Source organism: Nonomuraea sp. NPDC050540 (assembly GCF_044457485.1).
GTDB lineage: Bacteria > Actinomycetota > Actinomycetes > Streptosporangiales > Streptosporangiaceae > Nonomuraea.
Genome location: NZ_JBITHA010000011.1, coordinates 168600 through 193109, shown reverse-complemented (window position 1 = coordinate 193109; position 24510 = coordinate 168600). Strand labels below are relative to the sequence as shown.

At 70.8% G+C, this 24510-nt stretch carries 23 protein-coding genes; 16 read left to right on the top strand and 7 right to left on the bottom strand.

The features are described from left to right. The first annotated feature begins 88 nt into the window (after positions 1-88). Positions 89-1489, top strand: a complete 1401-nt coding sequence (locus ACIBI5_RS33415) for an acyl-CoA carboxylase subunit beta (RefSeq protein WP_397252713.1) — start codon at positions 89-91, stop codon at positions 1487-1489. Between the two features lie 12 nt (positions 1490-1501). After that, entirely contained in the window at positions 1502-1711 is a 210-nt protein-coding gene (locus ACIBI5_RS33410; RefSeq protein ID WP_379611873.1) for a DUF5988 family protein, read from the top strand. Positions 1712-1718: 7 nt separating this feature from the next. On the opposite strand, the gene ACIBI5_RS33405 is transcribed toward ACIBI5_RS33410, so the two are convergent. Genes ACIBI5_RS33405 through ACIBI5_RS33395 form a run of 3 tightly spaced genes read right to left on the bottom strand, consistent with a single transcriptional unit; the run spans position 1719 to position 6934 of the window. Next, positions 1719-4436, bottom strand: a complete 2718-nt coding sequence (locus ACIBI5_RS33405; protein WP_397252712.1) for an AAA family ATPase — start codon at positions 4434-4436, stop codon at positions 1719-1721. A gap of 15 nt (positions 4437-4451) precedes the next feature. Further along, a complete protein-coding gene (locus tag ACIBI5_RS33400) occupies positions 4452-6185 on the bottom strand; it encodes a 2-isopropylmalate synthase (RefSeq protein WP_397252711.1) in 1734 nt (577 codons plus the stop codon). 23 nt (positions 6186-6208) lie between these two features. Beyond that, a complete protein-coding gene (locus ACIBI5_RS33395; RefSeq protein WP_397252710.1) occupies positions 6209-6934 on the bottom strand; it encodes a BTAD domain-containing putative transcriptional regulator in 726 nt (241 codons plus the stop codon). A gap of 222 nt (positions 6935-7156) precedes the next feature. On the opposite strand from ACIBI5_RS33395, the gene ACIBI5_RS33390 reads away from it, so the two are divergent. From ACIBI5_RS33390 to ACIBI5_RS33380, 3 genes are all read left to right on the top strand, one after another. Further along, positions 7157-8035: a UbiA family prenyltransferase gene (locus tag ACIBI5_RS33390; RefSeq protein ID WP_397252709.1), complete on the top strand. Its 879-nt coding sequence runs from the start codon at positions 7157-7159 to the stop codon at positions 8033-8035. Between the two features lie 387 nt (positions 8036-8422). Then, positions 8423-9208: a sensor histidine kinase gene (locus tag ACIBI5_RS33385; RefSeq protein ID WP_397252708.1), complete on the top strand. Its 786-nt coding sequence runs from the start codon at positions 8423-8425 to the stop codon at positions 9206-9208. After that, positions 9189-9860, top strand: coding sequence for a response regulator (locus ACIBI5_RS33380; RefSeq protein WP_379611867.1), 672 nt, complete (start codon positions 9189-9191; stop codon positions 9858-9860). The genes ACIBI5_RS33385 and ACIBI5_RS33380 overlap by 20 nt, the downstream gene beginning before the upstream one ends. Here the strand turns inward: ACIBI5_RS33380 and ACIBI5_RS33375 are convergent. Beyond that, the gene (locus ACIBI5_RS33375) at positions 9836-10774 is read right to left on the bottom strand and encodes an aldo/keto reductase (protein ID WP_397252707.1); all 939 of its coding nucleotides are present in this window, start codon (positions 10772-10774) and stop codon (positions 9836-9838) included. The genes ACIBI5_RS33380 and ACIBI5_RS33375 overlap by 25 nt on opposite strands. A gap of 157 nt (positions 10775-10931) precedes the next feature. On the opposite strand from ACIBI5_RS33375, the gene ACIBI5_RS33370 reads away from it, so the two are divergent. Together ACIBI5_RS33370 and ACIBI5_RS33365 are read left to right on the top strand one after the other, a co-directional pair. Beyond that, on the top strand, positions 10932-11564 hold the full coding sequence (locus tag ACIBI5_RS33370) for a 4'-phosphopantetheinyl transferase (RefSeq protein WP_397107189.1): 633 nt from the start codon (positions 10932-10934) through the stop codon (positions 11562-11564). Beyond that, positions 11561-12397: a TIGR03621 family F420-dependent LLM class oxidoreductase gene (locus tag ACIBI5_RS33365; protein ID WP_397252706.1), complete on the top strand. Its 837-nt coding sequence runs from the start codon at positions 11561-11563 to the stop codon at positions 12395-12397. Before ACIBI5_RS33370 ends, ACIBI5_RS33365 begins: the two co-directional genes overlap by 4 nt. On the opposite strand, the gene ACIBI5_RS33360 is transcribed toward ACIBI5_RS33365, so the two are convergent. Next, positions 12378-13712 (bottom strand): NDP-hexose 2,3-dehydratase family protein, encoded by a 1335-nt coding sequence (locus ACIBI5_RS33360; RefSeq protein ID WP_397252828.1) that lies wholly within the window; start codon positions 13710-13712, stop codon positions 12378-12380. The two genes, ACIBI5_RS33365 and ACIBI5_RS33360, sit on opposite strands and share 20 nt — an antisense overlap. 136 nt (positions 13713-13848) lie before the next feature. Between ACIBI5_RS33360 and ACIBI5_RS33355 the strand changes: the two genes are divergently transcribed. The 3 genes from ACIBI5_RS33355 to ACIBI5_RS33345 are packed head-to-tail and all read left to right on the top strand — an operon-like array spanning position 13849 to position 16254. Then, positions 13849-14451, top strand: coding sequence for a DUF1707 domain-containing protein (locus tag ACIBI5_RS33355; protein WP_397252705.1), 603 nt, complete (start codon positions 13849-13851; stop codon positions 14449-14451). A gap of 22 nt (positions 14452-14473) precedes the next feature. Beyond that, on the top strand, positions 14474-15688 hold the full coding sequence (locus ACIBI5_RS33350; RefSeq protein ID WP_397252704.1) for a methyltransferase domain-containing protein: 1215 nt from the start codon (positions 14474-14476) through the stop codon (positions 15686-15688). Next, the gene (locus ACIBI5_RS33345) at positions 15688-16254 is read left to right on the top strand and encodes a dTDP-4-dehydrorhamnose 3,5-epimerase family protein (RefSeq protein ID WP_397252703.1); all 567 of its coding nucleotides are present in this window, start codon (positions 15688-15690) and stop codon (positions 16252-16254) included. The genes ACIBI5_RS33350 and ACIBI5_RS33345 overlap by 1 nt, the downstream gene beginning before the upstream one ends. 14 nt (positions 16255-16268) lie before the next feature. Here ACIBI5_RS33345 and ACIBI5_RS33340 read toward each other — a convergent pair whose 3' ends face one another. After that, a complete protein-coding gene (locus ACIBI5_RS33340; protein WP_397252702.1) occupies positions 16269-17369 on the bottom strand; it encodes a DegT/DnrJ/EryC1/StrS family aminotransferase in 1101 nt (366 codons plus the stop codon). Between ACIBI5_RS33340 and ACIBI5_RS33335 the strand changes: the two genes are divergently transcribed. Then, positions 17368-18627 (top strand): macrolide family glycosyltransferase, encoded by a 1260-nt coding sequence (locus ACIBI5_RS33335; protein ID WP_397252701.1) that lies wholly within the window; start codon positions 17368-17370, stop codon positions 18625-18627. The two genes, ACIBI5_RS33340 and ACIBI5_RS33335, sit on opposite strands and share 2 nt — an antisense overlap. Then, complete coding sequence (locus tag ACIBI5_RS33330) at positions 18624-20255, top strand: BTAD domain-containing putative transcriptional regulator (protein WP_397252700.1); 1632 nt, start codon at positions 18624-18626, stop codon at positions 20253-20255. The genes ACIBI5_RS33335 and ACIBI5_RS33330 overlap by 4 nt, the downstream gene beginning before the upstream one ends. On the opposite strand, the gene ACIBI5_RS33325 is transcribed toward ACIBI5_RS33330, so the two are convergent. Then, positions 20171-21781, bottom strand: a complete 1611-nt coding sequence (locus ACIBI5_RS33325; RefSeq protein WP_397252699.1) for an FAD-dependent monooxygenase — start codon at positions 21779-21781, stop codon at positions 20171-20173. The genes ACIBI5_RS33330 and ACIBI5_RS33325 overlap by 85 nt on opposite strands. Before the next feature lie 133 nt (positions 21782-21914). On the opposite strand from ACIBI5_RS33325, the gene fabG reads away from it, so the two are divergent. From fabG to ACIBI5_RS33305, 4 genes are read left to right on the top strand one after another with little or no spacing between them, the layout of a single operon-like run. Next, positions 21915-22664, top strand: coding sequence for a 3-oxoacyl-ACP reductase FabG (fabG, locus tag ACIBI5_RS33320; protein WP_379611855.1), 750 nt, complete (start codon positions 21915-21917; stop codon positions 22662-22664). Between the two features lie 24 nt (positions 22665-22688). Then, positions 22689-22976: an acyl carrier protein gene (locus tag ACIBI5_RS33315; RefSeq protein WP_157251764.1), complete on the top strand. Its 288-nt coding sequence runs from the start codon at positions 22689-22691 to the stop codon at positions 22974-22976. Beyond that, positions 22973-23440, top strand: a complete 468-nt coding sequence (fabZ, locus tag ACIBI5_RS33310; RefSeq protein ID WP_184971230.1) for a 3-hydroxyacyl-ACP dehydratase FabZ — start codon at positions 22973-22975, stop codon at positions 23438-23440. The genes ACIBI5_RS33315 and fabZ overlap by 4 nt, the downstream gene beginning before the upstream one ends. Further along, positions 23433-24506, top strand: coding sequence for an aminomethyltransferase family protein (locus tag ACIBI5_RS33305; RefSeq protein ID WP_397252698.1), 1074 nt, complete (start codon positions 23433-23435; stop codon positions 24504-24506). Before fabZ ends, ACIBI5_RS33305 begins: the two co-directional genes overlap by 8 nt. The last annotated feature ends 4 nt before the right edge of the window (positions 24507-24510 follow it).

The following is a 24510-nucleotide window of genomic DNA, read 5'->3' as shown; positions in this document are numbered from 1 at the left end:
CGGCAACCGGACAATAAGGGTTGGCAGGGCGTTGTGATCTTGGCACTTTTGCCATTAACCACTGCCGAGCGTCAGGAAATCTCCAGCGATGACAGTTCTGTCAGAACGAATCACTGATACGAGGGCGCCGTCGGTCCGCCTTTCCCGCCTGCTCGACCCCGACACCGCCGTCCCGCTTCACGAGGAGGACGGCAGCGGCGTCACCGCTGTTCGTGGCCTGGTGGACGGGGCGCCCGTGGTGGCCTTCTGCACCGACGCCACGCTCAAGGGCGGCGCGCTCGGCGCGGCCGGGGCCCAGCACATCGTCGAGGCGATCGACGTCGCGGTGCTCCAGGGGTCCCCTGTGATCGGTCTGTGGCACTCGGGGGGCGCCCGGCTGGCCGACGGGGTGGAGTCGATGGACGGCGTCGGCCGCATGTTCGCCGCCATGACCAAGGCCTCGGGCGTGGTGCCGCAGATCTCCGTCGTGCTCGGCCCGGCCGCCGGCGCCGCCGCGTACGGCCCGGCGCTGACCGACGTGATCGTCATGACGGAGGACGCCCGCCTGTTCGTGACCGGCCCCGACATCGTCAAGACCGTCACCGGCGAGCAGATCGACATGGCCGGGCTCGGCGGTCCCGCCGCCCACGGGCCCAAGTCGGGCGTCGCCCACATCACGGTCGCCGACGAGGAGGAGGCCTACCGCAGGACCCGCCGCCTGGCCGGGTTCTTCACCCGGCACGGCGCCTTCGACTTCACCGAGCTGAGCGAGCCCAGGGATCTCGGCTCCCTGCTGCCCGACTCGCCGCGCCGCGCGTACGACGCCCGCAAGCTCGTCCGCGCCATCGTGGACGACGGCTTCGAGGAGCTGCAGCCCAAGTGGGCGGGGAACATGTGCACGGGCCTCGGCCGCCTCGGGGGGCGCACGGTCGGCGTGCTGGCCAACAACCCGCTGCGCAAGGGCGGCTGTCTCGACTCCCTGTCGGCCGAGAAGGCCTCCCGCTTCGTGCGCATGTGCGACGCGCTCGGCGTCCCGCTGCTCGTCCTGGTGGACGTGCCCGGCTACCTGCCGGGCGTGGACCAGGAGTGGGGCGGGGTCGTACGGCGCGGCGCCAAGCTCCTGCACGCCTTCGCCGAGTCCGTCGTCCCCCGCATCACGCTCATCACCCGCAAGTCCTACGGCGGCGCCTACATCGCCATGAACTCCCGATCGCTCGGCGCCACGCGGGTCTTCGCCTGGCCGGGCTCCGAGGTGGCCGTCATGGGCGCCGAGGCCGCGGTCGGCATCCTGCACCGCAAGGTCCTGGCCGCCGCGCCGGAGGAGGCGCGGCCGGAGCTGCTGGCCCGCCTGACCGAGGAGCACCAGCGGGTGTCCGGCGGCGTGCAGCGGGCGCTGGCGATGGGCGCCGTGGACGAGGTCATCGCCCCCGAGACCACCCGGCTGCGGCTGGCGGAGGCTCTCGCCGAGGCGCCGTCGTCGAGAGGGCGCCATTCCAACATCCCCCTCTGAAAGGAGGCAGTCATGTCCCAGTTCAAGGTCATCCTGCTCGGCGGCCCGCCGCACCTGCCCGCCGACCGCCGGATCCAGCGGGTCGTCGCCGTCGAGGAGACGTTCAAGCTGCCGCTGGGCGCCGGGTACGAGCACTTCCGGCACCAGGGCGAGAACACCTCCGTCGACGGCGAGGACCTGCCGGTTCTGCGCTGGGTCATGCACACCGCCATCGCGGAGTGAGACCCGATCAGGTGTGCTCACGGGCCAGGCTCGTCGGCAGATCGGTGCGGCGGGTGACGCTGAGCTTGCGGAAGATCCTCGTGAGGTGCTGCTCCACGGTGCTGACCGTGATGAACAGCTTCCCGGAGATCTCGCGGTTGGTGAAACCCTCCGCGGCCAGCGTCGCCACCCGCAGTTCGGCGTCGCTGAGCACCGGGCTCTCGCCGTGGTGCTCGGGCTCGGGCGCCGGGTCGGTCCTGCGCCCGCGCGACAGGGCCCGGCTCAGCGGGGCGGCGTGGCAGGCTTCGGCCAGGACGCGGGCCCGCCGCCCGAGCATCCCGGCCCGGCGCGCCTCGCCCTTGGCGTGGTAGGCCTCGGTGAGATCGAACAGCGCTCTGGCCAGCTCGTACCGGTCGCCGCACGACTGCAGCAGGTCGCTCGACTGGCGCAGCAGCATCGGCCGGGTACGCGGCTCGCTCACCGAGGCCAGCACCCGCAGCGCGATGCCGTGGACCCGGTTCGACCGGCCGCGGCAGCGGGTCAGCTGGTCGTCGATGAGCCGGCGGGCCTCCTCGGTCTGGCCGAGCTGGATCAGCGCCTCGGCCGCGTCCACCCGCCAGGGCAGGAACCCGGGCACGTCCATCTCCCACTTGCGGATCAGCTCGCCGCAGTGCATGAAGTCGCGCAGCGCCTGCCTGGGCTGGTCGGCCGCGAGGTTGAAGCGGCCCCTGCCGTAGAGGTACTGCAGGCCGTAGCGCGTCTCCAGCATCGCGTCGGGAACGGGCTCGTCGAAGCGCGACAGGCACTCGTCCAGGCGGCCCATGGCGGAGCCGGCCAGCAGCAGGGTCCCGAGCGGGCTGCCGACGGCCACGCCCCAGCTGCCGGCCGGGATGATCTCCAGCGCCCGGGTGGCGTCCTCGGCGGCCGCGGCCAGATCTCCTCTGCGCAGCGCGATCTCGGCGCGGATGGCCGACAGCCGGGCCTGCCTGCTCGGGGCGCGGCGGGCCGCCGCCTCCTCGATGAAGGCGTCGCACCAGGGCGCGGCCTTGCCGGAACGGTCGGTGTAGGTGAGCGTCAGCAGGGCGCTCTCGACCGTGTCCATGGACATCTCGTCCAGGTGCGAGCCGCGCAGGATCTGCTCGGCCGTGGCGATCGTCTCCTCCTTCGGGCCCTCGGCCAGCACTCCGGCCAGCGCCTCCGCCGACTCCATCCGGCGGCCCACCCGCAGCGACGAGGCGGCGCTGCCCGCCTGCTCACGGGTCAGGCCGGGCAGATGCCGCAGGAACGAGGGGTAGGTGCCGCGGAACCACGGCCGGGCGGCGGCCACCTCCGCCACCGCCTCCTGATCGAGCCGGTCGGGCTCGGCGAGGTGGCCGAGCACCTCCTTGGCGTCGCCGGCGTGGCCGTGCCACAGCAGTGCCTTGGCCAGCACCACCGCGTCGGAGCCGCCCAGGTTGCCCTTGTGCAGGGCGTCGGTGAGCTCGGCCAGCTGGCCGGTCGGCGTACTGGGGTCGATGCGCCACTTGGCGCGCACCAGCATGGTCGCGATCCTGGCCCGCCGCCGCTGGTCGTCGCAGGCGCGCGAGGCGAGCTTCAGGTACTCGATCGCGATCTCCACGCCGTCGTCGCGCAGCGCGTGCGAGGCCGCCTCCTCCAGCACCGACAGCGCCCACGGCTCCTCCGCGTGCCCGGCCTTCAGCAGGTGCTCGGCCACGACGGCCACCGGCGCGCCCTCGTCGTAGGTGAGCTCGGCCGCCTGGCGGTGCAGGCCGACGCGCTCGCCGGGGTCGAGTTCGCCCAGCACGGCCGACCTGGCCGTCTCGTGGCGGAAGCGGCCCTCGTCGAGCAGGCCGACGCCGTCCAGGGCCATCAGCGCCTTGGCGGTGGCCGGCTCGCTCTCGCCGAGCAGCCTGCCCAGGCGCTCCGGCTCGCCCAGCACCGCCAGGCCCCTGGCCGTCACCAGCATGCGCAGGTCGGCCCGGTGCAGGCAGGTCAGGACGGCGTCGCCGTAGCGGGTGGCGGGGGCGCCGGTGTCCTGGAGGTCCTCCAGCAGCGCGTCGGCCAGCAGCCGGTTGCCGCCGCTGAGCTCGTGGCAGGTGGCCGCGTGCAGCTCGGCCGCCTCGGCGCCGGCGCGCTCGGCCACCCGCTCCGCCACGCCCTCCGCCGACAGGTGCGACAGGCGCACCGGGCGGCAGTGGGGCTGGCGCAGGACCTCGGTGTGGAAGAGGCTCTGCAGGTGCGGGCTGTGGTCGGCGGCGCTGAGGACCAGCATGATCTTGGCGAACCTGACCCGGCGCGCCAGATAGGACAGGCACAGCTGGGAGCCCCGGTCGGCGTAGTGGACGTCGTCCACCATGATCACCAGCGGGCAGCGCTCGGACAGGTCCAGCAGAACCCTGGCCAGCGCGTCCACGACCTGGACGTCCATGTGCTCGATGGCCTCCGAGCGCGGGTCCATGCCGAGCTTCGCGCGGGCGTCCTCGCGCATCAGGCCGAGCGTGGTCTCCTGCTGCTCCTCCGTCAGCGGTGCGCTGTGGATGAGCTGGGAGAGAACGCCCAGCGGGACCTCGGACTCGGCCCGGGAGCCGGTCGCGGTCAGCGGGAGCGCGCCCTGCTCGAAGACGCCTTCGGCGAAGCCGTACAGGAGCTTGCTCTTGCCGGTGGCGACGGCCCCGGTGACCATCGCGATGCGCCCTTTGCCGGACACCGTTTCGTCCAGCAGCGCGCGCAGAGTGGCCAGTGACATCGCTTCTCCCCGTTCCTAGTGCCCCACCGCGGCGACGCTCACGGCACGGCTGGTGTGGGTCTCGCGGACCAGGCGCGTCCCGGCGGCCCGAACGGCCAGGAAGGCGGCGGTGGCGATGTCGGCGTCGATGCCGACGCCCCAGGCCACCTCGTCGCCGAGCGCGCACTCCGCGTAGATCACGGTCTCTTCTCGCGAGCAGCCGCCGAGCAGCCGCTGGTGGGGTTCGAGCTCCTCGTGGTCGAGGGATCGGCCCGTACGGTGGACGACGCGCACCTGGATGCCCCAGGGACCGAGGAGCGCGCCGAGCGTGCGGAACGTGTCGGCCCGCGGGCCGCAGCGGTCGAAGGCCCCGTCCACGTACAGCGACGCGGTGATGGGCGTGTGCCAGCCGACCGCCTCGGAGGCGTCCCCGTGGTACAGGTACTCCTGCACGAACAACGTGCCGATCAGGCTCGGCGACAGCTCGCCGCCCATCGTGTCCGCGTGCGCCTGCACCTTCGCGGCCAGGTCGCTCTGCAGGCCGCGCGGCAGGTTCATGCCGTGCCACGCGCTCATCACGTAGGCGACGCCGCCCTTGCCCGACTGGCTGTTCACGCGCACGACCGCCTCGTAGGTGCGGCCCACGTCCTTGGGGTCCACCGGCAGGTACGGCACCCGCCACGGCAGCTCACCGGCGGGCAGGTCACGCGCGAGCGCCTGCCGTTCCAGCTCGTCGAAGCCCTTCTTGATGGCGTCCTGGTGTGAGCCGGAGAAGGCGGTGTAGACGAGGTCGCCGCCGTAGGGGTGGCGCGGGTGGACGGGAACCTCGTTGCAGATCTCGACGGTGCGCCGGATCGCGCTGATGTCGGAGAAGTCGAGCCCGGGGTCGACGCCGTGGGAGTACATGTTCATGCCGAGCGTCACGAGGCAGACGTTGCCGGCCCGCTCGCCGTTGCCGAACAGGCAGCCTTCGACCCGCTCGGCCCCCGCGAGCAGGGCGAGTTCGGCCGAGGCCACGCCGGTGCCGCGGTCGTTGTGCGGGTGGACGGACAGGCACACGTGCTCGCGCCTGGACAGGTTGCGGCCGAGCCACTCGATCTGGTCGGCGAAGACGTTGGGCAGCGAGCGCTCGACCGTGGTCGGGAAGTTCAGGATGATCCCGCGTCCCTCGCCGGGCTGCCAGACGTCCATGACCGCCTCGCAGACCTCCAGGGAGAAGTCCAGTTCGGTCTCGTTGAACAGCTCGGGGGAGTACTGGAAGGCCACGTCGGTGCCGCGCAGCCGGCGTTCGGCGCCGTCCATCATCACGCGGGTGGCCCGCACGGCCATCTCCTTGCAGCCGTCGCGGTCCATGCCGAAGACGACCTCGCGGAAGACCGGGGAGGTGGCGTTGTAGATGTGGATCATCGCGCGGTTCGCGCCCTTGAGGCAGTCGATCGTCTGCTCGATGAGCTCCTCGCGCGCCTGAGTGAGCACGGTGATGCGGACGTCGTCGGGAATGCGGTCCTGCTCGATGAGCATGCGCACGAAGTCGTGGTCGCTCCGGCTGGCCACGGGAAAACCGACCTCGATCTCCGTGAATCCCATATCCACCAGAAGCTCGAACATCATGAGCTTGCGCTCGGGGGTCATCGGATTGGCGAGGGACTGGTTGCCGTCGCGCAGATCCGTCGACAGCCAGCGCGGCGCGGTCCGAATTCGATTGCCGGGCCATGTGCGGTCGACCAGGTCGATGGGCGTGAATCCGGCGTAACGCTCGACACCCTTCATCGGTTTTCCTTTCGCAGGCCTTTTCAATGCAGAGCGGGGAGGTCGAACGTGGGCTTCACGCCCAGCTCGGCGTCCAGGAGAATGCGCAGCCCCTCGTAGGCGCGCCGGGCGTCGGTGCGCCGGCCGGCGCGCGTGAGCGCGGTTATGAGCTGGGAGTGGAAGGTCTCGTTCAGTGGATGCGCGGCGACGAGCGCGCGCACTTCCTCGATCAGCTCCGTGTGCCTGCCGAGTGTGATCCGCAGGTCGATGGAGGTCTCCTGGGCGCGCAGCCGCTGCTGGTCGAGCGCGGTCGCGGGCGGGCCGAGAACGAAGCCGAGCGGTACGTCGGCCAGGGCGGTGTAGCCGCTCCAGAGGCCGAGCGCCCGCTCCAGCAGCCGTTCGGCGGCGGCGGTCCTGCCCTCGCGGGCCTGCTCCCCTGCCCGTGCCACCAGGCGGGGGAAGACGAGGGCGTCGACGCGGTCCGCGTCGGCGTGCAGCACGTAGCCGGCGGGCCTGGTGACGACCAAAGGCCCCGCCGCGGGCCCGAGCATTCTGCGCAGGTAATAGATGTGGGTCTGCAGGGTCTTCAACGCGTCTTTCGGCGTCCTGGCCGGCCACAATTCATCGATGAACTGATCGAACCCGACAGTACGGCCGGCGTTGAGCGCCAACAGGGAAATGGCCTGGCGAATCTTCGGGCCACGCAGTGCCAGTATTCCAGCGTATTCGTCGCGCACCTCTACAGGCCCGAGCAGCTTGAAATCCGGCATGACATTCCCTATCGTCGCGTTGGGTCGACTTGAGGCGAAGCTAGCCGGGGTTTCGCGGGCCGGGCAAGATGGATTCCCGGGAGGTTGTAGTCCGGGTATCCGAGGAATCATCCGGGACTACAACTTTCGTATCACCCCCTTATCTTCGCGGGTGCCGGGGGCAAGAATCCGGCCATGGCTGGAGTAACCGCGTCAAGGAACGCGACAGGTTCGATCCCTTCGATGCTGGTGATGTGCGTGGCCGAGGCCAGGCCCGCCGTCCTCACCGTGTCCGCGATGCGCTTCCTCACCGGAGTGGTGCTGGCCCTGCCGGTGACGGCGGTGGCTCCAGAGCCGATCAAGGTGCTGCAGGGCGTCGCGGCGTGGGTCCTGTCGATCTTCGCCATCTACCTGTTCAACGGGGTCACCGACGTGGCGGGAGACCGCGTCAACGGATCGGCCAGGCCGATCGCCCGAGGGGCGCTGGATCCGGGGTCGGCGCTGTTCGTGGCGGGTGTGGCGGCGGTGCTGTCGCTGGCCGTCACGCTCGACCTGCCGGGCCCGATGACGCTGATCGTGGGGGCCAACCTGGTGCTGGGCTACCTCTACTCCGGCCCGCCGGTGCCGCTCAAGGGCAGTTCCGGCGGCACCGTGGCGGTGCTGGTGCTGTCCGGGCTGCTGTCATACCTGGGGGGTTTCACGCTCGCCGCAGGGGGGCGGGCCGTCGCCACCCCTATCGGGCTGCTGGTGTTCGCCGCCGCCTCCGTCTACTGGATGACGCTCGTCGGCGTGCCGGCCAAGGATCTGTCCGACCGCGAGGGGGACGCCGCGGCGGGGCGGCGCACGGTCGTGGTGACCAGGGGTGAGCGGGCCTGCAGGTGGTTCATGTCGGTGGCGGCATCTGTGCTGGTCGTGGCGTTGTTCGCGGTGGTCGTGCTGCTGGGGGTCGAGCTGGCCTGGGTGGTCGTGGCGATGGCCGCCGGGGCGGTCGCGGTGGTCGTGGCCGGCGCGGGGCGGGTGCGCTTGGGCGGGGGAAGCCGCCGCGAACAACGCCGGCCGTACCGCGCGTTCATGGCCACACAACACCTGGTTCACATTACCGCGCTGATATCTGGCATTTGACGTTATATGTTGCCAGGATGGCCGGGCTGCGAGATAGTTGAGTGCTCGGTCCCATGGGCGGAAGGGACATCCTTGGATGCGGCATACGGGGTTGGGGGCGACCCGGCGCGAATCGTTGACGCATGTCGGGAAGAAATCCTCGTCGAATTCGAGGCCGCCCTGCTCGCCGCCGGCAACGTTCTGTACACGGATCCGCAGGCCAAGCGACAGGCCCTAATGACCGCGCGTTACGTCCTGGACGATGTGGCGGCTACTCTCCGTGCCGGAAAGGTGCAGATTAACAACCTGTATAAATTCCATGCGTGGGAAGTGGGCAGCCGCCGTGCCGCCACCGGCGTACACCCGAAAGCTTCTCTTGAGGCAGGCTCACTTTTCTTTCGTGTCGCGATGACACGACTCGCCCTTCAGGTCGCCGCGGAATCGGAATCGCCGGCCGAGGCATTCACGCTGGTGGCCACCGGCATGGAGGAGAGCCTGTCGCTGCGCATCCGCGAGGCGTCGGAGAGCTACCACGGCTTCCTGCTCAACCAGGTCCACGAGGCGCAGGAGGACGAGCGCCGACGGATCGCCAGGGAGTTACACGACCGGATCGGCCACGGCATCAGCGTCGCGCACCAGCAGCTCGCGCTGGCCGAGGTCTACCGGGTCACCAACGCCGCCCGCGCCTCCACCAAGATGGGCGTCGCCCAGCAGGCCATCCAGGAGACGATGGAGAACCTGCGCCAGATGACCTCGGAGCTGCACCCCCAGGTGCCGCTGAAGAGCCTGGAGAAGGCGCTGCTCGGTTTCCTGGAGTCGGTCGAGGACGACACGGTCTCCGTCGGGCTCCACGTCAACGGCGACGAGGGCTGGGCCGACGCCCGGGTCCTCGACGAGGCCTTCCTGGTCGTCAGGGAGGCCGCCCGCAACGCCATCAACCATGCCGCGCCCACGATGATCCTCATGCGCGTGGACATCGCCCCTCACGAGCTCGTCGCCACCGTGCAGGACAACGGCAGGGGCTTCGACCCGGCCGTGGTGCGCGGCAAGGGCGGCGTCGGGCTGAGCTCCATGCGCGAGCGCACCGAACTGCTCGGCGGCCGGGTCACGATCTCCAGCGCCCCCGGCAGCGGGTGCCTCGTGGAGGTGTTCATCCCACTGAAGAAGCGGCACGATGACCACGACCCCGGGTAACGCGCTGATCTCCGTCGGCATCGTGGACGACCACGCCCTCTTCAGGGAGGGGCTGCGCGAGATCCTGGAGGCCGGCGGCGACATCGGCATCGTCGGCGAGGCCGGCGACTCGGCGGGCGCCGTCGCCATGGTCGGCGCCACGAAACCGGACGTGCTCCTGCTCGACGTCGAGATCCCCGGCGACGAGGTCACCGAGACCGTCGGCAAGGTACGCAGGATCTCACCCGAGACCCAGATCATCATCCTCAGCATGTACGACGGGCCGCAACTGCTCACCCGGCTGCTGGCCGCCGGCATCCGCGGCTACCTGCTCAAGAGTGTGCACCGGCACGAGCTGATCGCGGCGGTCAAGAGCGTGCACGAGGACCCGTCCAGGGTGGTGCTCGCGGTCTCCCGCCACAGCCTGGCGCACGTGGAGTCGGCGCCGCCCTCCGGCGGGCTGAGCGAGAAGGAGCTGGAGGTCCTGCAACTGGCTGCCCAGGCGCTCAGCAACGCCCAGATCGCCCGCCGGCTCGGCCTGGCCGAGGCCACCGTGAAGCGCCACATGCGCAACATCTTCGTCAAGCTCAACGCGGTCTCGCGGATCGACGCCGTCAACAAGGCCGTCGCGGCCTCGCTGCTCGCGCCTCAGAGCAGGAGCGAGGGCGAGTAGTCGGGGAAGATCCCGGTCAGCTCGTCGCGGGTCTCGCGGCCCAGCGCGACCGTGGTGGCGGCCAGGTTCATCTCCAGGTGCACCTGGTCGCGGGTGCTGGGCACCGGCACCACCCGCGCGTCCTGGGCCAGCAGCCAGCCCAGCGCCAGCCGTCCGGCGCCCAGGTCGAGCTCGGCCGCCGCGGCCTCCAGGCGGCGCAGCGCGGGCACGTCGCGCTCGGGCAGGAAACGGGCGTCGCCGTGACGCCAGTCGTGGGGTCCGAGCACGGCGGCGGATCCGATCCGGCCGGTGAGGAAGCCCCGGCCCAGCGGGCGGGCGGCGAGCACGCCCACGCCCAGCCGTTCCGCCTCGGCCAGGAGGGCGGCGTTGGCCCGCCGTACCCACAGGGAGAACTCCACCGCCAGCGCCGTCACGGGATGGACGGCGTGCGCCCGGCGCAGTTGCGCGGCCGTCGCGCCCGACAGGCCGATGTGGCGGATCTTCCCCGCGGCCACGAGCGCGGCCAGCGCGCCCATGCTCTCCTCGATCGGCACGCGGGGGTCCTGGCAGTGCAGGAAGTAGACGCCGACGCTCTCGACGTCCAGGCGCTTCAGCGAGGACTCGCAGGCGCGCTCCAGGTATTCGGGCCTGCCGTCGAAGTCGATCGTCCTGCCGAGGACGCGGGCGCCGCCCCTGGTGCAGACGACGACCTCGTGCCCACGTCCGGCGACGGCCCGGCCGACCACGCGTTCGACCTGGCCGGCGGCGTAGAAGTCGGCGGTGTCGACGAGGGTCACGCCGGCGTCGAGCGCGCGGCGGATCAGGCCGGCCGCCTCGTGCTGGTCGGCGTGGCCGTAGGCGCCGGCCAGGGCCAGGGAGCCGAGCCCCATGCGGGACACGGCCGGTCCCGCCCGCCCCAACCGCGTATAGCGCATCCTCCTTGATAGCGAATGCCGCTCAAAAAGCGGTCAAATTCCGGGTTAACTCGCACACCGTCGCCCCTATAGGACCGACCCCTAATTCCGCGAACCGGCCCCGGAATCATCTTTGCCGCCCTATTGGAGAATTGCCTCGCATGGGTAAGTTGGCTGGGTGATCGAGGACATCCTCCCCCCGGAGGTCGAGGCCTTCGAGACCTTCGACGATCCTCCCGGCACCGTGCTCTTTCCCGAGGAGGAGGCACTGATCGGGCGGGCGGTGGAGAAGCGCCGACGCGAGTTCGCGACCGCGCGCTACTGCGTCCGGCGGGCCATGGGGAAGCTGGGGATGGCGCCGGTGGCCGTGCTGCGCGGCCCGCGGGGCGAGCCGACCTGGCCGCCCGGCATCGCCGGAAGCATCACGCACTGCACCGGCTACCGGGCCGCCGCGCTCACCAGGAAGCCCGCCATGCTCGGCATCGACGCCGAGCCCGACGCCCCGGTGGGCGACGACGTGATCGAGGCGGTCTCGCTGCCGCACGAGCGCGACATGCTGCGCCGGCTGGCGGCGGCCAGCCCCGGGCCCTGCTGGGACCGGCTGCTGTTCAGCGCCAAGGAGTCCGTCTACAAGGCCTGGTTCCCGATGACGAACCGGTGGCTGGGCTTCTACGACGCCGAGATCGACGTGGACCCGTTCGGCGGCACGTTCTCGGCCCACATCATGGCGGAAGGCCTGCGGTGGCAGGGGCGGTGGCTGATCCGCAACGGCCTGATCGTCACCGCGATCGCGAGGATCGGGATGACATGATCAGATTCGGCGTGGTGCTCATCACCGAAGGCTGCTCCAGGACCGAGTGGATGGACAAGTGCCGGCGGGCGGAAGCGCTCGGCTACGACGTCGTCGCCGTCCCCGACCACCTGAACCTGCTGGCGCCCTTCCCCTGCGCCGTGCTGGCCGCCGAGGCCACCACGCGCCCGAGGATCGGCACGTACGTGCTCAACTCCAGCTTCTACCTGCCCGCGCTGCTCGCCAGGGACGTGGCCACCACCGCCCAGCTCCTCGGCGACCGGCTGGAGCTCGGCCTCGGCACCGGCTACGTGAAGGCCGAGTTCGAGAAGGCGGGCATCCCGTTCGGCACCGCGTCCTCCCGCGCCGACCGGCTGGAGAGCCTGGTCAAGGAGCTCGACGCGGCGCTGGGGGAGTCGGCGCCGCCCTTGATGATCGGGGGGCACGGCGACCGCATCCTGCGCCTGGCCGCCCAGCGCGCCCAGACGGTCAGCTTCACCGGCGCGCCGTACCGGGCCGAATACGGCAGGACCGCGCTCGTGGACGCGGACGCGCTCGCCGAGCGCGTGGCCTTCGTCAGGGCCGAGGCGGGCGGTCGCGAGCCCGAGCTGAACCTGTTGCCCAAGGCCACCGTGCTCACGCGCGAGCGCCGCGCGGGCCTGGAGAGCCTGCGCCGCTACGCGCCCGACCTCACGGCCGAGCAGCTCCTGGAGGTCCCGACGCTGCTGGTGGGCACGCCCGCGCAGCTCGCCGAGCAGGTCCTGCGCGACAGCGAGAGGTACGGCTTCGCCTACTTCACCGTGACCGAGGCGGCCATGGAGGACTTCGGCAAGGTCATCGAGCGGCTGCGCTGAGACTGTCGAGGCAGGCGCTCAGCGTGCGGGCCTGGACGTTGAGGTAGTAGCTGTGCCGCAGCAGTTCCACGACCTGGTGCATGGCCAGCCAGCGGAAGTCGGGGTGGCCGGGGGCCAGGTCGTCGCCGGTCTCCACGATCAGGTAGCGGTTCCTGGCGTGGTAGAAGCGCCCGCCCTCCTCCGAGAGCACCGTGTCGAAGCGGATGCGGCCGGGCGCGGCGCCCAGCACCTCGTCCAGGAACAGCGGGCGGGCGGCGGGCGGCAGGTGGTCGTAGTTCTCCGGCACGCACTGCACGGTCGGCGCCAGTTCCACCACGTCGGTGTAGCCGGGCTCGACGCGCGCGTGGACCAGCGCGTGCAGGACGCCGCCGATCTGGCGCACGAGGAAGGCGATGACGCCGGTGCCCACCGGCTCGATCATCGGCTGTGTCCAGCCGCTCACCTCGCGTCCGCTGGAGGCGACGCGCACGCCGATGATGTCGAAGAAGCGGCCGCTGTCGTGCGAGATCCGCCCGTCGTCGCGGCGCCATTGCCGCAGCCGGTTGAGCGGGATGGGCTCGGTGCTGATGTCGACGGTCGAGCGGATGCCGCTGAGCCAGCTCAGCACCTCGTCGATCCCGTGCACGGCGCTCTGGCGCGGGTCGCGGGAGCGGATCAGCGCCGCGCGGAAGCCGTCCTCGCGCGGGAGCGGCGTCTCCAGCGCCGGCATGCAGGCCAGTACGGTGCGCGCGTCCATGTTCACCAGGTCGGGCACGGCCAGCATCTCGTGGACCCGTCCCAGCGGCAGCCACCGGAACCCGTCGAGCACCTCGACGTCCGCTGCGGTCTCCACGACCATGTTCCTGTTGCGCTTGCGGTAGAACCAGGCGCCCTGCTCCGACTGGCGCACGTCCGCCAGCACCCGCCCGCTCGGCTCGCGGAAGTGTTCCAGGTACGGCACCGGCCGCCCCTGGTGCACGCGGGTGTAGTTGCTCCTGGTGGCCTGCACGGTGGGCGAGACCTGGGGGCCGTCGTGGTTGCCGGGCTCGTTCTTGGCCTGCATCAGCAGATGCGGCACGCCGTTCACGCGTTTGACGAGGATGCCGAGGATGCCCACCTCGGGCTGGTTGATGATCGGCTGGGTCCAGGCGTCCACGGGGCTGCCGGGAAAGCGCACGTCGAGCCCCTGGACGGTGAAGAACTTGCCGCTGTCGTGGCTGATGTTCCCGGTGCTCTCACACCGGCGCCATCCGCCCAGCTCTTCCAGAGGAAGCCGCTCCACCGCCATCGCGGTGTGCTCGGCGACTTCCTCGAACCAGCTCCTGACGTCAAGAATGGCGGTCTCCTAACAACAGGCCTTTACCGCCGAAGCTCGCATGAGCCCTCATAACACCTCAACCCCTGCTTTTCGGTGATGGAAAATAGGGGTTATCTCTGGGACCGGCCATTCATACGCTCTTAGGGTGGACGCCATGACCGATCGTCCGGAAATCCGAGCCAGTGACCAGGATCGCGACAGAATTGCGGAAATGCTGAGAGTCGCGGTCAGCGAGGGACGCATCGACCTCGAAGAGCTGAACGAGCGCCTGGACCGCACCTACGGCGCGCGTACGCTCCGTGAGCTGGACGAGGTCGTCGAGGACTTACCCCAGAGCGGCCCGCCGCCCACGGCGCTGCTGCCCGCCACCGTGGTGGCCGCTCCGTTGCCCGCCGCCCACCCTGGTGACGTGCTGGAGCTGCACACGCGCAGCGGCAAGATCCGCCAGGACGGGCGCTGGGTGGTGCCGCCGCTCATCACGACCAAGGCACACAGGTTCGGCACCGTGCGCGTCGACTTCACCAGGGCCGAGTGCGCCTACCGTGAGGTGACCGTCGACGTGCAGATCACCTCGTGGTTCGGCGACGTCGTCATCGTCGCCCCCTACGACTGGTGGGTGCAGGACGACGCGGTGACCCGCCGGCTCCTCGGCGCCGTCCACAACAGGCCCATCGTCTCGCCCACCCAGGCCGCGGTCGTCGTGCGGCTCACCGGCTACGTGCAGACCGGTGACGTGTGGGTGAGGTACCGCCGCTGACGGCAATCTTCAGGAGGATCGTATGGCGTGCCGCATCTGTTCCGGCCGGCTCCGCGAGTTCGCGGACTTCGGCCGGCAGCCGATCTCCGACGCCTTCGTCGAACCCGGTGACCCACGCGAGGAGTTCTTCTTCCGGCTCGCGGTCGGCGTCTGCGAGAGCTGCACGATGGTGCAGCTGCTCGAAGAGGTGCCGAGGGAGCGCATGTTCCACGAGGGCTACCCCTACGTCTCCTCCGGCTCCTCGGTCATGCGCGAGCACTTCCACACGCTGGCCAAGCGGCTGCTGACCACCGAGCTGAGCGGCGATGACCCGTTCGTCGTCGAGCTCGGCTGCAACGACGGCACCATGCTGGAGGTCGTCGCCGACGCCGGGGTCAGGCACCTCGGCGTCGAGCCGTCCGGCGGCGTGGCCGACCTGGCCGCCGCCAAGGGCGTGCGCGTGACCAAGGACTTCTTCGAGGCCGGGACCGCCGCCCGCGTACGCGCGGAGGACGGCCCCGCCGACGTGATCTACGCGGCCAACACCCTGTGCCACATCCCCTACATGGACTCCATCCTCAGCGGCGTCGACACGCTGCTGAAGGTGGACGGCGTCTTCGTCTTCGAGGACCCCTACCTGGCCGACATCGTGGCCCGCTCCTCCTTCGACCAGATCTACGACGAGCACTTCTACTTCTTCTCCGCAGGCTCGGTGAGCCGGATGGCCGCCCGCCACGGCTTCGAGCTCGTGGACGTCGAGCGCCTGCCCGTGCACGGCGGCGAGGTGCGCTACACGCTCGCCAGGACCGGAGCCAGGACGCCCGCTCCCGCGGTCGCCGCGATGCTGGCCGAGGAGGACGAGGCCGGCCTCACCCGGCTGTCCGCGCTCGACCGCTTCGCCGCCACCGTCGAGGGCAACCGCGACCGGCTCACGGCGCTGCTGAAGGGGCTGCGCGCCCAGGGCGCCACGATCTACGGCTACGGCGCCACCGCCAAGAGCGCCACCGTGCTCAACTACTGCGGCATCGGCCCGGAGCTGCTCACCTTCGTCAGCGACACCACCCCGGCCAAGCAAGGACGGCTCACGCCCGGCTCGCACATCCCCGTGCTCGGGCCCGAGGCCTTCCGCGACCCCTACCCCGACTACGCGCTGCTGCTCGCCTGGAACCACGCCGAGGAGATCATGGCCAAGGAGACGGGCTTCCGCGAGTCCGGCGGCCGGTGGATCCTGTACGTCCCCGACGTCCACGTCGTGTGATGCGCCATCGCGAACTCGCCGTCGCCGGCGCCTTCGAGTTCACCCCTGCGGTCTTCCCCGACGAGCGCGGGTCGTTCGCCTCGCCGTACCAGGAGGGGGCCTTCATCGCCGCGACCGGGAAGGCGCTCTTCCCGGTCGCGCAGGCCAGCAGGAACGTCTCCCGGCGCGGTGTGGTGCGCGGCATCCACTACACGCTCATCCCGCCGGGCACGGCCAAGTACGTGTACTGCGCGGCGGGGCGGGTGCTGGACTACGCGGTGGACCTCAGGGTGGGTTCGCCGACGTTCGGGCGGTGGGAGGCGGCGGAGCTGAGCCTCGCCAACGGGCGCGCCGTCTACTTCCCGCCGGGCGTGGGGCACGCCTTCGCCGCGCTGGAGGACGACTCGGTGGTGTGCTACCTGCTGTCGGCGGAGTACCGCAAGGAGAACGAGCTCACGCTGTCGGTCTTCGACACCGACCTCGCCCTCGGCCTGCCCGCCGAGCCGGCGCCGATCCTGTCGGAACGCGACGCGGCCGCCCCCACGCTGGGTGAGGCGGCCGCGCTCGGACTGCTTCCCGAGTGGTGATCTAGAGGTGGGGTCTAGAGCACCTCGCGCAGGGCGGCGATGACCTTCTCCTGTACCTCGACCGGGAGCGACGGGTACATGGGCAGCGAGAAGATCTGCCCGGCCAGCTCCTCGGTCACCGGCAGGCTGCCGGGACGGTAGCCGAGGTGGGCGAAGCCGGTCATCGTGTGGACCGGCCACGGGTAGGAGATGTTGAGGTGGATGTCGTAGGCGCGCAGCGCCTCGATGATCTCGTCGCGCCGGGGGTGGCGCACCACGTACACGTAGTAGACGTGCTCGTTGCCCTCGGCGGTCGCGGGCAGCACCAGCTCGGTGTCGCCCAGGGCCCGCTCGTAGCGTTCGGCGACCGCGCGGCGGCCGGCGATGTAGGCGTCGAGGCGGGTGAGCTTCCGGCGCAGGATCTCCGCCTGCACCTCGTCCAGCCGGGAGTTGTGGCCCGGTGTCCGCACCACGTAGTAGGTCTGCTCCATGCCGTAGTAGCGCAGCCTGCGCAGGCTGGCGTCCACGACGTCGTCGGAGGTGATCGTCGCGCCGCCGTCGCCGTAGGCGCCGAGCACCTTGGTCGGGTAGAAGGAGAACGCCGCGGCCCGGCCCATCGAGCCGGCCACACGGCCGTGGTGCCTGGCGCCGTGCGCCTGGGCGCAGTCCTCCAGGATCACCAGGTCGTACGCCTCGGCCAGGCGCTCCAGCGGAGCCATGTCGACGCACTGGCCGTACAGGTGGACGGGCAGCAGGCAGCGGGTGCGCGGCGTGATGGCCGCCTCGACCTGCTCGACGTCCATGAGGTAGGTGTCGCGGTGCACGTCGGTGAAGACCGGGGTCGCGCCCACGCCGTCGATGGCGACGACGGTCGGCGCCGCCGTGTTGGACACGGTGATCACCTCGTCGCCCCTGCCGACCCCCAGAGCCTGGAGGCCGAGCTTGAGCGCGTTGGTGCCGTTGTCGACTCCGGTGCAGTGGCGCGCGCCGTGGTAGGCGGCGAACTCGGCCTCGAAGGCGCGCACGCTCTCGCCGAGCACGAGCTGGCCGGATTGGAACACGGTCTCGACGGCGTCGATCAGATCGTCCCGTTCGACGTCGTATTCCGGCAGGTAGTCCCAGACACGAGTGGCCATGACTCAACGTAATCACCGGGCCCCGTACCGGCGGTACCCCTATCACGGGGTTAGGGGTGACACGTTATGCCCCGTCCTCACTAGCTTTGTGCGTATGGCACGGCATTACCTCTTCATGTGTCAGCCCGATCATGGCCACGTGATTCCGAACCTGGCCGTGGTCGCCGAATTGGTGCGCCGGGGAAACCGGGTCACCTACGTCACCGGTGAAAGCATGGCCGACGTCGTCCGCGCCGCGGGCGCCACCGTCATCGGCTACGACTCCATTTATCACAAGGCCGATCTGCGTCGGCTCGAAGACGATCCGCTCGGGCTCATCTCGCTGTTTCTCGACGAGAGCCGGGTCATGCTGGAAAGCGTTGGATCTGAAAAGGCCGACGTGGTGGTGTATGACATCTCCGTTCTGCACGCCGGGCGGATTCTGGCGCGTAAGTGGGGGCGGCCGGCCGTACAACTCATTCCGGTTTTCGCGTCGAACGAACATTTCTCCTACCTTTCCTCCATCTACGGCGACGGCGGCGCCGGCGGCGCGCTGCCCGGCTGGGTGGACGACATGCTGGCCAGGACCGCCGCGCTCGCGCACGACCACGGCGTGGACGTGCCGCCGGCCGACCTGTGGTGGCAGGTGCAGGACTTCAGCCTGGTCAACCTGCCGCGCTCCTTCCAGTTCGCCGGGGAGACCTTCGACGAGCGCTTCGCCTTCGTCGGGCCCTGCCTGGGCGAGCGGAGCTTCCTGTCGGACTGGACGCCGCCCGGCGACGGCCGCCCGATCGCGCTGCTCACCTTCGGCACCGTGGCCAGCAGCCGTCCCGACCTGTTCCGCACCTGCGTGCGGGCCTTCGGCGACCTGCCCTGGCACACCGTGGTGACCGTGCCGGAAGCCGTCGACCTGGGGCCGTTGCCCGCCAACGTCGAGGTCCGCCGCTGGGTCTCGCACATGAGCGTGCTGCGGCACGCCGACGTGGCCGTCACCCACGGCGGCATGGGCACCGCCATGGAGGCCCTGTACTGGGGCCGCCCCACGGTCATCGTCCCGGCCACCGCCATCGACGGCCCGCCCGCCCGCCGCGTCGCCGAACTCGGCCTCGGCCGCGTCGTCGACCCCGCCGAGCTGACGCCGGAGCGCCTGGTCGCCGACGTGCTCGCGGTCGTCTCCGATGACCGGGTACGGCAGGCCACCGCCGCCATGGCACGGGAGATCCGCGAAGCCGGCGGCACGACCAGAGCGGCCGACGAGTTAGAGCGGTACCCGGCATGAGCCGGCCCTTCGAGTTCGGCGTCCTCGGCCCGCTCAAAGTCGCCAAGGACGGCGCCGAGCTGCACATGAGCGCGAACAGGGAGCTGGCGATCCTGGCCAGCCTGCTGCTCAACGCCAACCGGGTGGTCAGCGTGGACCGCCTGGTGGAGACAGTGTGGGCGGGCTCCGCCCCGGCCAGCGCGTGGCGGCAGATCGCCATCTGCGTCTCGCGGCTGCGCCGTACGCTGGGGGCGGGTGTGATCGAGACGTCCAGCCCCGGCTACATGCTGCGCGCCGAGCCGGACAGCATCGACTGGCTGCGCTTCGGCGCGCTGGTGGCGCGGGCGCGCGCGACGGCGTCCGACGGCGAGCGCGAGGCGGCGGTCAAGCTGCTGCGCGAGGCGCTGTCGCTGTGGCGGGGCAACCCGTTCGAGGACATCAGGGGCCTGCGCTACGACGTCGCCAGGATGGAGGAGTCGAGGCTGGAGGCCATGGAGGCCTGCCTGGAGCTGGAGATCGAGCTCGGCCGCCACCACCAGGTGATCCCCGACCTGCTGGCCCTGGCGAACGAGTCGCCCTTCCGCGAGCGGGTGCGCGCCCAGCTGATGCTGGCCCAGTACCGCGCGGGACGGCGGGCCGACGCGCTGCGCACCTACCAGGAGACGCGCCGCTACCTGCTGGAGCAGATCGGCCTGGAGCCCGGACCCGCGCTGCGCCGCCTGCACGACCAGATCCTCAGGGACGAGGTCGCGCTCATGCGTCCGGTGCCGCGTGTCCCGGCGCCCGCGCAGGTGGTCCCGTCGCAGCTGCCGCCGCAGATCCTGCCGTTCGTCGGCAGGGAGCGGGAGCTGGCGGCCCTGGACGCGGCCCTGAGCCACGACCAGGCGGCGGCACCGGCCACGACCGTGGTCAGCGGGCCGGCGGGCATGGGCAAGACCGCCTTGGTGCTGCGGTGGGCGCACGAGCGGATCGACTGGTTCCCCGACGGGCAGCTGTTCGCCGACATGGCGGGGGCCAAGCCGGAGACCGTGGTCGAGCGGTTCCTGCGCGCGCTCGGCGTGCCCGCCGCCGACCTGCCCCTCGACGCCGACGAGAAGCTGGCGCTGTACCGGTCCTGGACCGCGCGGCGCAGGCTGCTGGTGGTGCTGGACAACGTCACCGACGCCGAACAGGTCGTGCCGCTGCTGCCCGGTGGCGCGCACTGCCGGGTCGTCGTGATCAGCACGGACCCGCTGGACGACCTGGTGGCCAGGCAGGGGGCGCACCGCGAGTTCGTCCGGCCGCTGCCCGCGACCGACGCCCGGCGGCTGGCCGACCTGCTGGTGGGCACGGCCCGCGGACGGGTCCTGGCCGCGACCTCGGGCAGCCCGCTGTCGCTGCGCCTCGCCGCGGCCAAGATGCGTACCCGCTCACGCCCCCACCACGACCCTGTGCGCCTCGACCCAGCAGCCCGCCACGATCCCGTGCGCCATGATCCGGCCCGTCACGACCCTGTGCGTCACGATCCCGCACGTCTTGATCCGGCCCGTCACGATGCGGCTCAGCCGCACCGTGACCTGGCCCATCACGACCGCGCCAGGATCGTGTCCAGCGCCTCCAGCAGTTCCGCCTGCGAGGGTTGCCCGGCGCACGAACGCCACCCCACGTGACCGTCGGGGCGGATCAGCACCGCCCCGCTCTCCTCCAGGCCGTACTCCCCGGCCCAGGTCGGCGAGGTCAGCCCGCCGGACCCGTCGGCGGAGATCTCGACCGCCGCGATCACCACACCGCTCGACTCGGCCGCCTCCTTCGCCGCCTGCAGCCAGCCGCTCCCGGCCGGCGTCAGCAGCGTGAACCCGGGCCCGAACAGGTCGAGCGTGGAGATTCTGCCGTCCTCGCCGGTCAGCCAGGCGTGCGGGGCGCGGTGGCCGGGGCGGGCGGCGGGGACGTAGGTGCGGTAGGGGTCCTCGGGTCCGGGGGCGGGCGTGCCGTCGGCGACCACGGCCGCCGACTCGTAGTGGAAGCCCAGCACCAGGCCCTCCGAGCTGCGCCGGCCCGCCTGCTGCTCGATCGCCTCGGTCATCGACAGGTGCCCTTCCATCATGTGGAAGGTGATCAGCGCGTTGTTCAGGCTCTCGTCCACGGTCCTGGCCGCGATCGGGCGCCGCTCCGCGGTGTAGGTGTCCAGCAGGTACGGCCCCGCCGTACCGTGGAGCACGGCGGCGAGCTTCCAGGCCAGGTTGTGCGCGTCCTGGATGCCGCAGTTCATGCCGAACCCGCCCTGCGGCGTGGCCACGTGCGCGGCGTCCCCGGCGAGAAAGACGCGGCCCTTCTGGAAGGTGGTCGCCACCTTGGCCTGCTGCAGCCAGGGCATGACGCCCAGGATGTCCACCGGCAGGCCGGGCACGCCGACGGCGCCGCGTACCGCGTCGAGGCAGACCTGCGGGGTGAAGTCGGCGGGGCTGCCGCCCTCCTCGGGTTCGTAGCCGGTCTGCACCATCCAGCGCCTGCCGCCGTCCACGGCCTCGACCGCGCACGGCGGGTTGCGCAGGAACGACAGCGCGGCCCGGCGCTCGGACGGCAGGAAGCTCAGGTCGGCCTCGAACATGATGCTGATCATGTGGCCGAGCGTGGGCGGGCCCTCGACCTCGATGCCGAGCTGCTCCCTGACGCCGCTCCTGGCGCCGTCGGCGGCCACGGCGTAGCGGGCGCGCACCAGCGTACGGCCCCGCCCGTCTTCGACGACCGCCTCGACGCCGTCGCCGGCCCCGCGCAGCCCGGTCATCGTCGCGCCATAGCTGACCTGGGCGGACGGCATCGATTCCGCCAGCCGGCGCAGGATCACCTCCAGGTGGTCCTGCGAGCACAGGTAGGCGTAGGTGGGGCTCTGCGGCGCGTCGCGCTCGATCGCGGCCGCGGAGCGGATGAAGTCGTCGGAGGACAGCGAGCTGCCGACGCCCACGGCGAGGAACTCCTCGCGCGGCATTCCGGCGCGTTCGACGTCCGCCACGATTCCCCAGGCGCGGAAGATCTCCATCGTCCTGGTGGTGATGAGTCTGGCCTTCGGGAATATCGAGGTGCCCGCGTGTTTCTCGACGAGCAGCGTCGATATTCCGTGGCGCGAGAGCTCAATGGAGGCGGACAGGCCGACCGGGCCGCCGCCGACGACCAAAACTTCTACGTCGAGCTCGTCCATGATGCAAGGGTGATATATCCAATTTCCCCAGTCAATGCACTAATAACTGAATGATACAGGCGTGATATCGCCCTTTAGTAACTTGTTGAGTGAAGATCCAGATAATGTGCAGTCGAATTCCTGGAGAACGAAGATGCTCTTTGCCGAAGGCTCAGTGGCCCTGGTGACGGGCGCCTCACGCGGAATCGGCCGGGCGGTCGCGCTCGATCTGGCCAGAGAAGGCGCTCATGTCATCGTCAACTACGCCAGGTCGGAGCGGGACGCCAAAGAGGTCGTGGCGCTCATCCAGGAGGAGGGCGGCAGCGCCGAGGCCGTGCAGGCGGACGTCGCCGACGAGGACGCCGTGCGGGAGATGTTCCGCGGCATCCGTGCCGACCACGGCCGCCTCGACGTCCTCGTGACCAGCGCCGGCCTCACCCTCGACCGCTACCTCATCACGATGAGCCAGGAGCAGTTCCGCACCCCGCTCGACGTCAACGTCGTCGGAACCTTCCTGGCCTGCCGCGAGGCGCTGCGCCTGATGCGCAACCACAAGCGCGGCTCCATTGTGACGATCTCCTCCACGAGCGGGCTCGACGGAGGCTTCCCCGGCCAGACCAACTACGTGGCATCGAAAGGCGCGATCATCGCCTTCACCTCGGCCCTGTCGAACGAGGCCGCGCCCCACGGGATCAGGGCCAACGTGGTCGCCCCCGGCTTCGTGTCCACCGACATGACCCGCAAGGTGCCCACGGACATCAGGAAGCAGTACGAGTCCCGCATCCGCCTGGGCCGCATGGGCCGCCCGGAGGAGATCGCGTCGATCGTCAGCTTCCTCGCCTCGGACAAGGCGTCGTACATCTCCGGCTCCGTGATCGTCGCCCACGGCGGCGGCCTCGGCTGACCCCGGTCACTACTAGGAGGACAGATGACCATCGACGAGCTTCGCGCGAAGGCCGCCGAGCGCCAGCAGACCTGCACCCAGATCAAGAAGATGATCGTCTCCCGGCTCGACCTGGAGATCGAGCCCGACTGGATCACCGACGACCAGCCGCTGTTCGGCCGCGGCCTGGAGCTCGACAGCCTGGATGTGCTGGAGCTCTACGTGGCCATCGAGGCCGAGTTCGGCGTTGCCCTCTACGACAGCGAGATGGCCGTCTTCGGATCGGTCTCCCGCCTGGCCGACGAGGTCAACCCCGCGCTGCGGGCGTCATGACCGCGACGACGGCGCCGCCGGTCCTGACCGGCCTCGGCCACGACCAGATCCGGGCCGTGCTCCCGCACCGCTGGCCCATGCTCCTGCTCGACCGGGTCACCCGGGTCGAGCCGGGCGTCAAGGGCAGCGCCACCAAGAACGTGGCCGGCACCGAGCTGTGGTTCCAGGGCCACTTCCCGAACGAGGCGGTCCTGCCCGGCATCGTGATCATCGAGTCGCTGGCCCAGCTCGCCGGCGTGGTCTTCGCGCTGGCCGGCGCGAGCGAGATCAGCTACCTGGCCGGAGTCCGGTCGATGCGCTTCCGCCGTCCCGTGGTGCCCGGCGACCAGCTCGTGCTGAGCGCCGAGCGGACCGCGGGCGGCAGGGGCTTCGCCGAGTACAAGGTCTCGGCCCGGGTCGACGGCCAGATCGCCGCCGAAGGAAACCTCACGATCGCAGACCCGAAAGGTGTGAAGAATGGCTAGCGTCCTCGCGAACCTTCATCCGGAGGACACCGTCTACGGCGACGTGGGCGACGCCTCCCTGCCGCGGCGCTTCTCCGCCGCGCCCGACGCGCTGTCGGCCGAGTACAAGGTGCTGAGGGAGCGCGCCGCGATCCTCGACCTGAGCGCCCACCTGCTGATCGAGGTCACCGGAGCCGAGGCGATCGACTTCGCGCAGCGGGTGCTGGCCCGCGACGTGGAGTACCTCACCTCCGAGCGCTGCATGATGAGCCTGGTCCTGGACGAGTCCGGGCAGGTCGTCGACCAGGTCCTGGCCTTCGGCCGGGAGGACGGCATCCTGCTGGAGAGCTCGGCGGGCGCCGGCGCGCGGCTGCTGGAGCACCTGCGCACCCACAACGACGAGGGCGTCGAGATCACCGAGCGCGACGACCTGACCGTCCTCGGCCTGGAGGGCCCGTACGCCTGGGGCGTCGTCGGCCGCCTGATCGACGGCGAGCTGGCCGCGCTGCCGTTCGAGTCGGTCGTCGACACCACCTGGAACGACTCCGAGATCATCTTCGCCCGCACCGGCTTCACCGGCGAGTACGGCTACCAGATGCTCGTGCCCAAGGCCGCCGTGGGCGAGCTGTGGACCCAGTCGCTGGAGCACGCCCAGGCGGCCGGCCAGGACGCCCTGGAGCTGGCCATGCTGGAGGTACGCCAGCCGATCCCGCGCCACGAGGTCACCGGCGGCGCGAACGTGATCGAGATCGGCGCCAACTGGCTGGTCGACGTCACCAAGGACGCGTTCGTGGGCAAGGACGCCGTGCTCGAGGCGTTCGAGTCCGGCGCCGGCCGCCGCACCGTCGGCTTCGTCGGCGGCGAGGGCGTGCCGACCCCCGGCACCCGCGTGTACGCGGGCGGCGAGGACGTCGGCGAGGTCGTGCACGCCGTGCACAGCGTCGGCCTGGGCACCACGCTCGGCCTGGTCAGGGTGGACGCCGACCTGGCCGCCGCCGGTCTGGAGTTCACCGTCGCCGGTTCCGACGTCACCACGCTCACCAGCCCGTACATCGTGCCCAAGAGCTGGAGCATCCCGATCATCTGAAGGA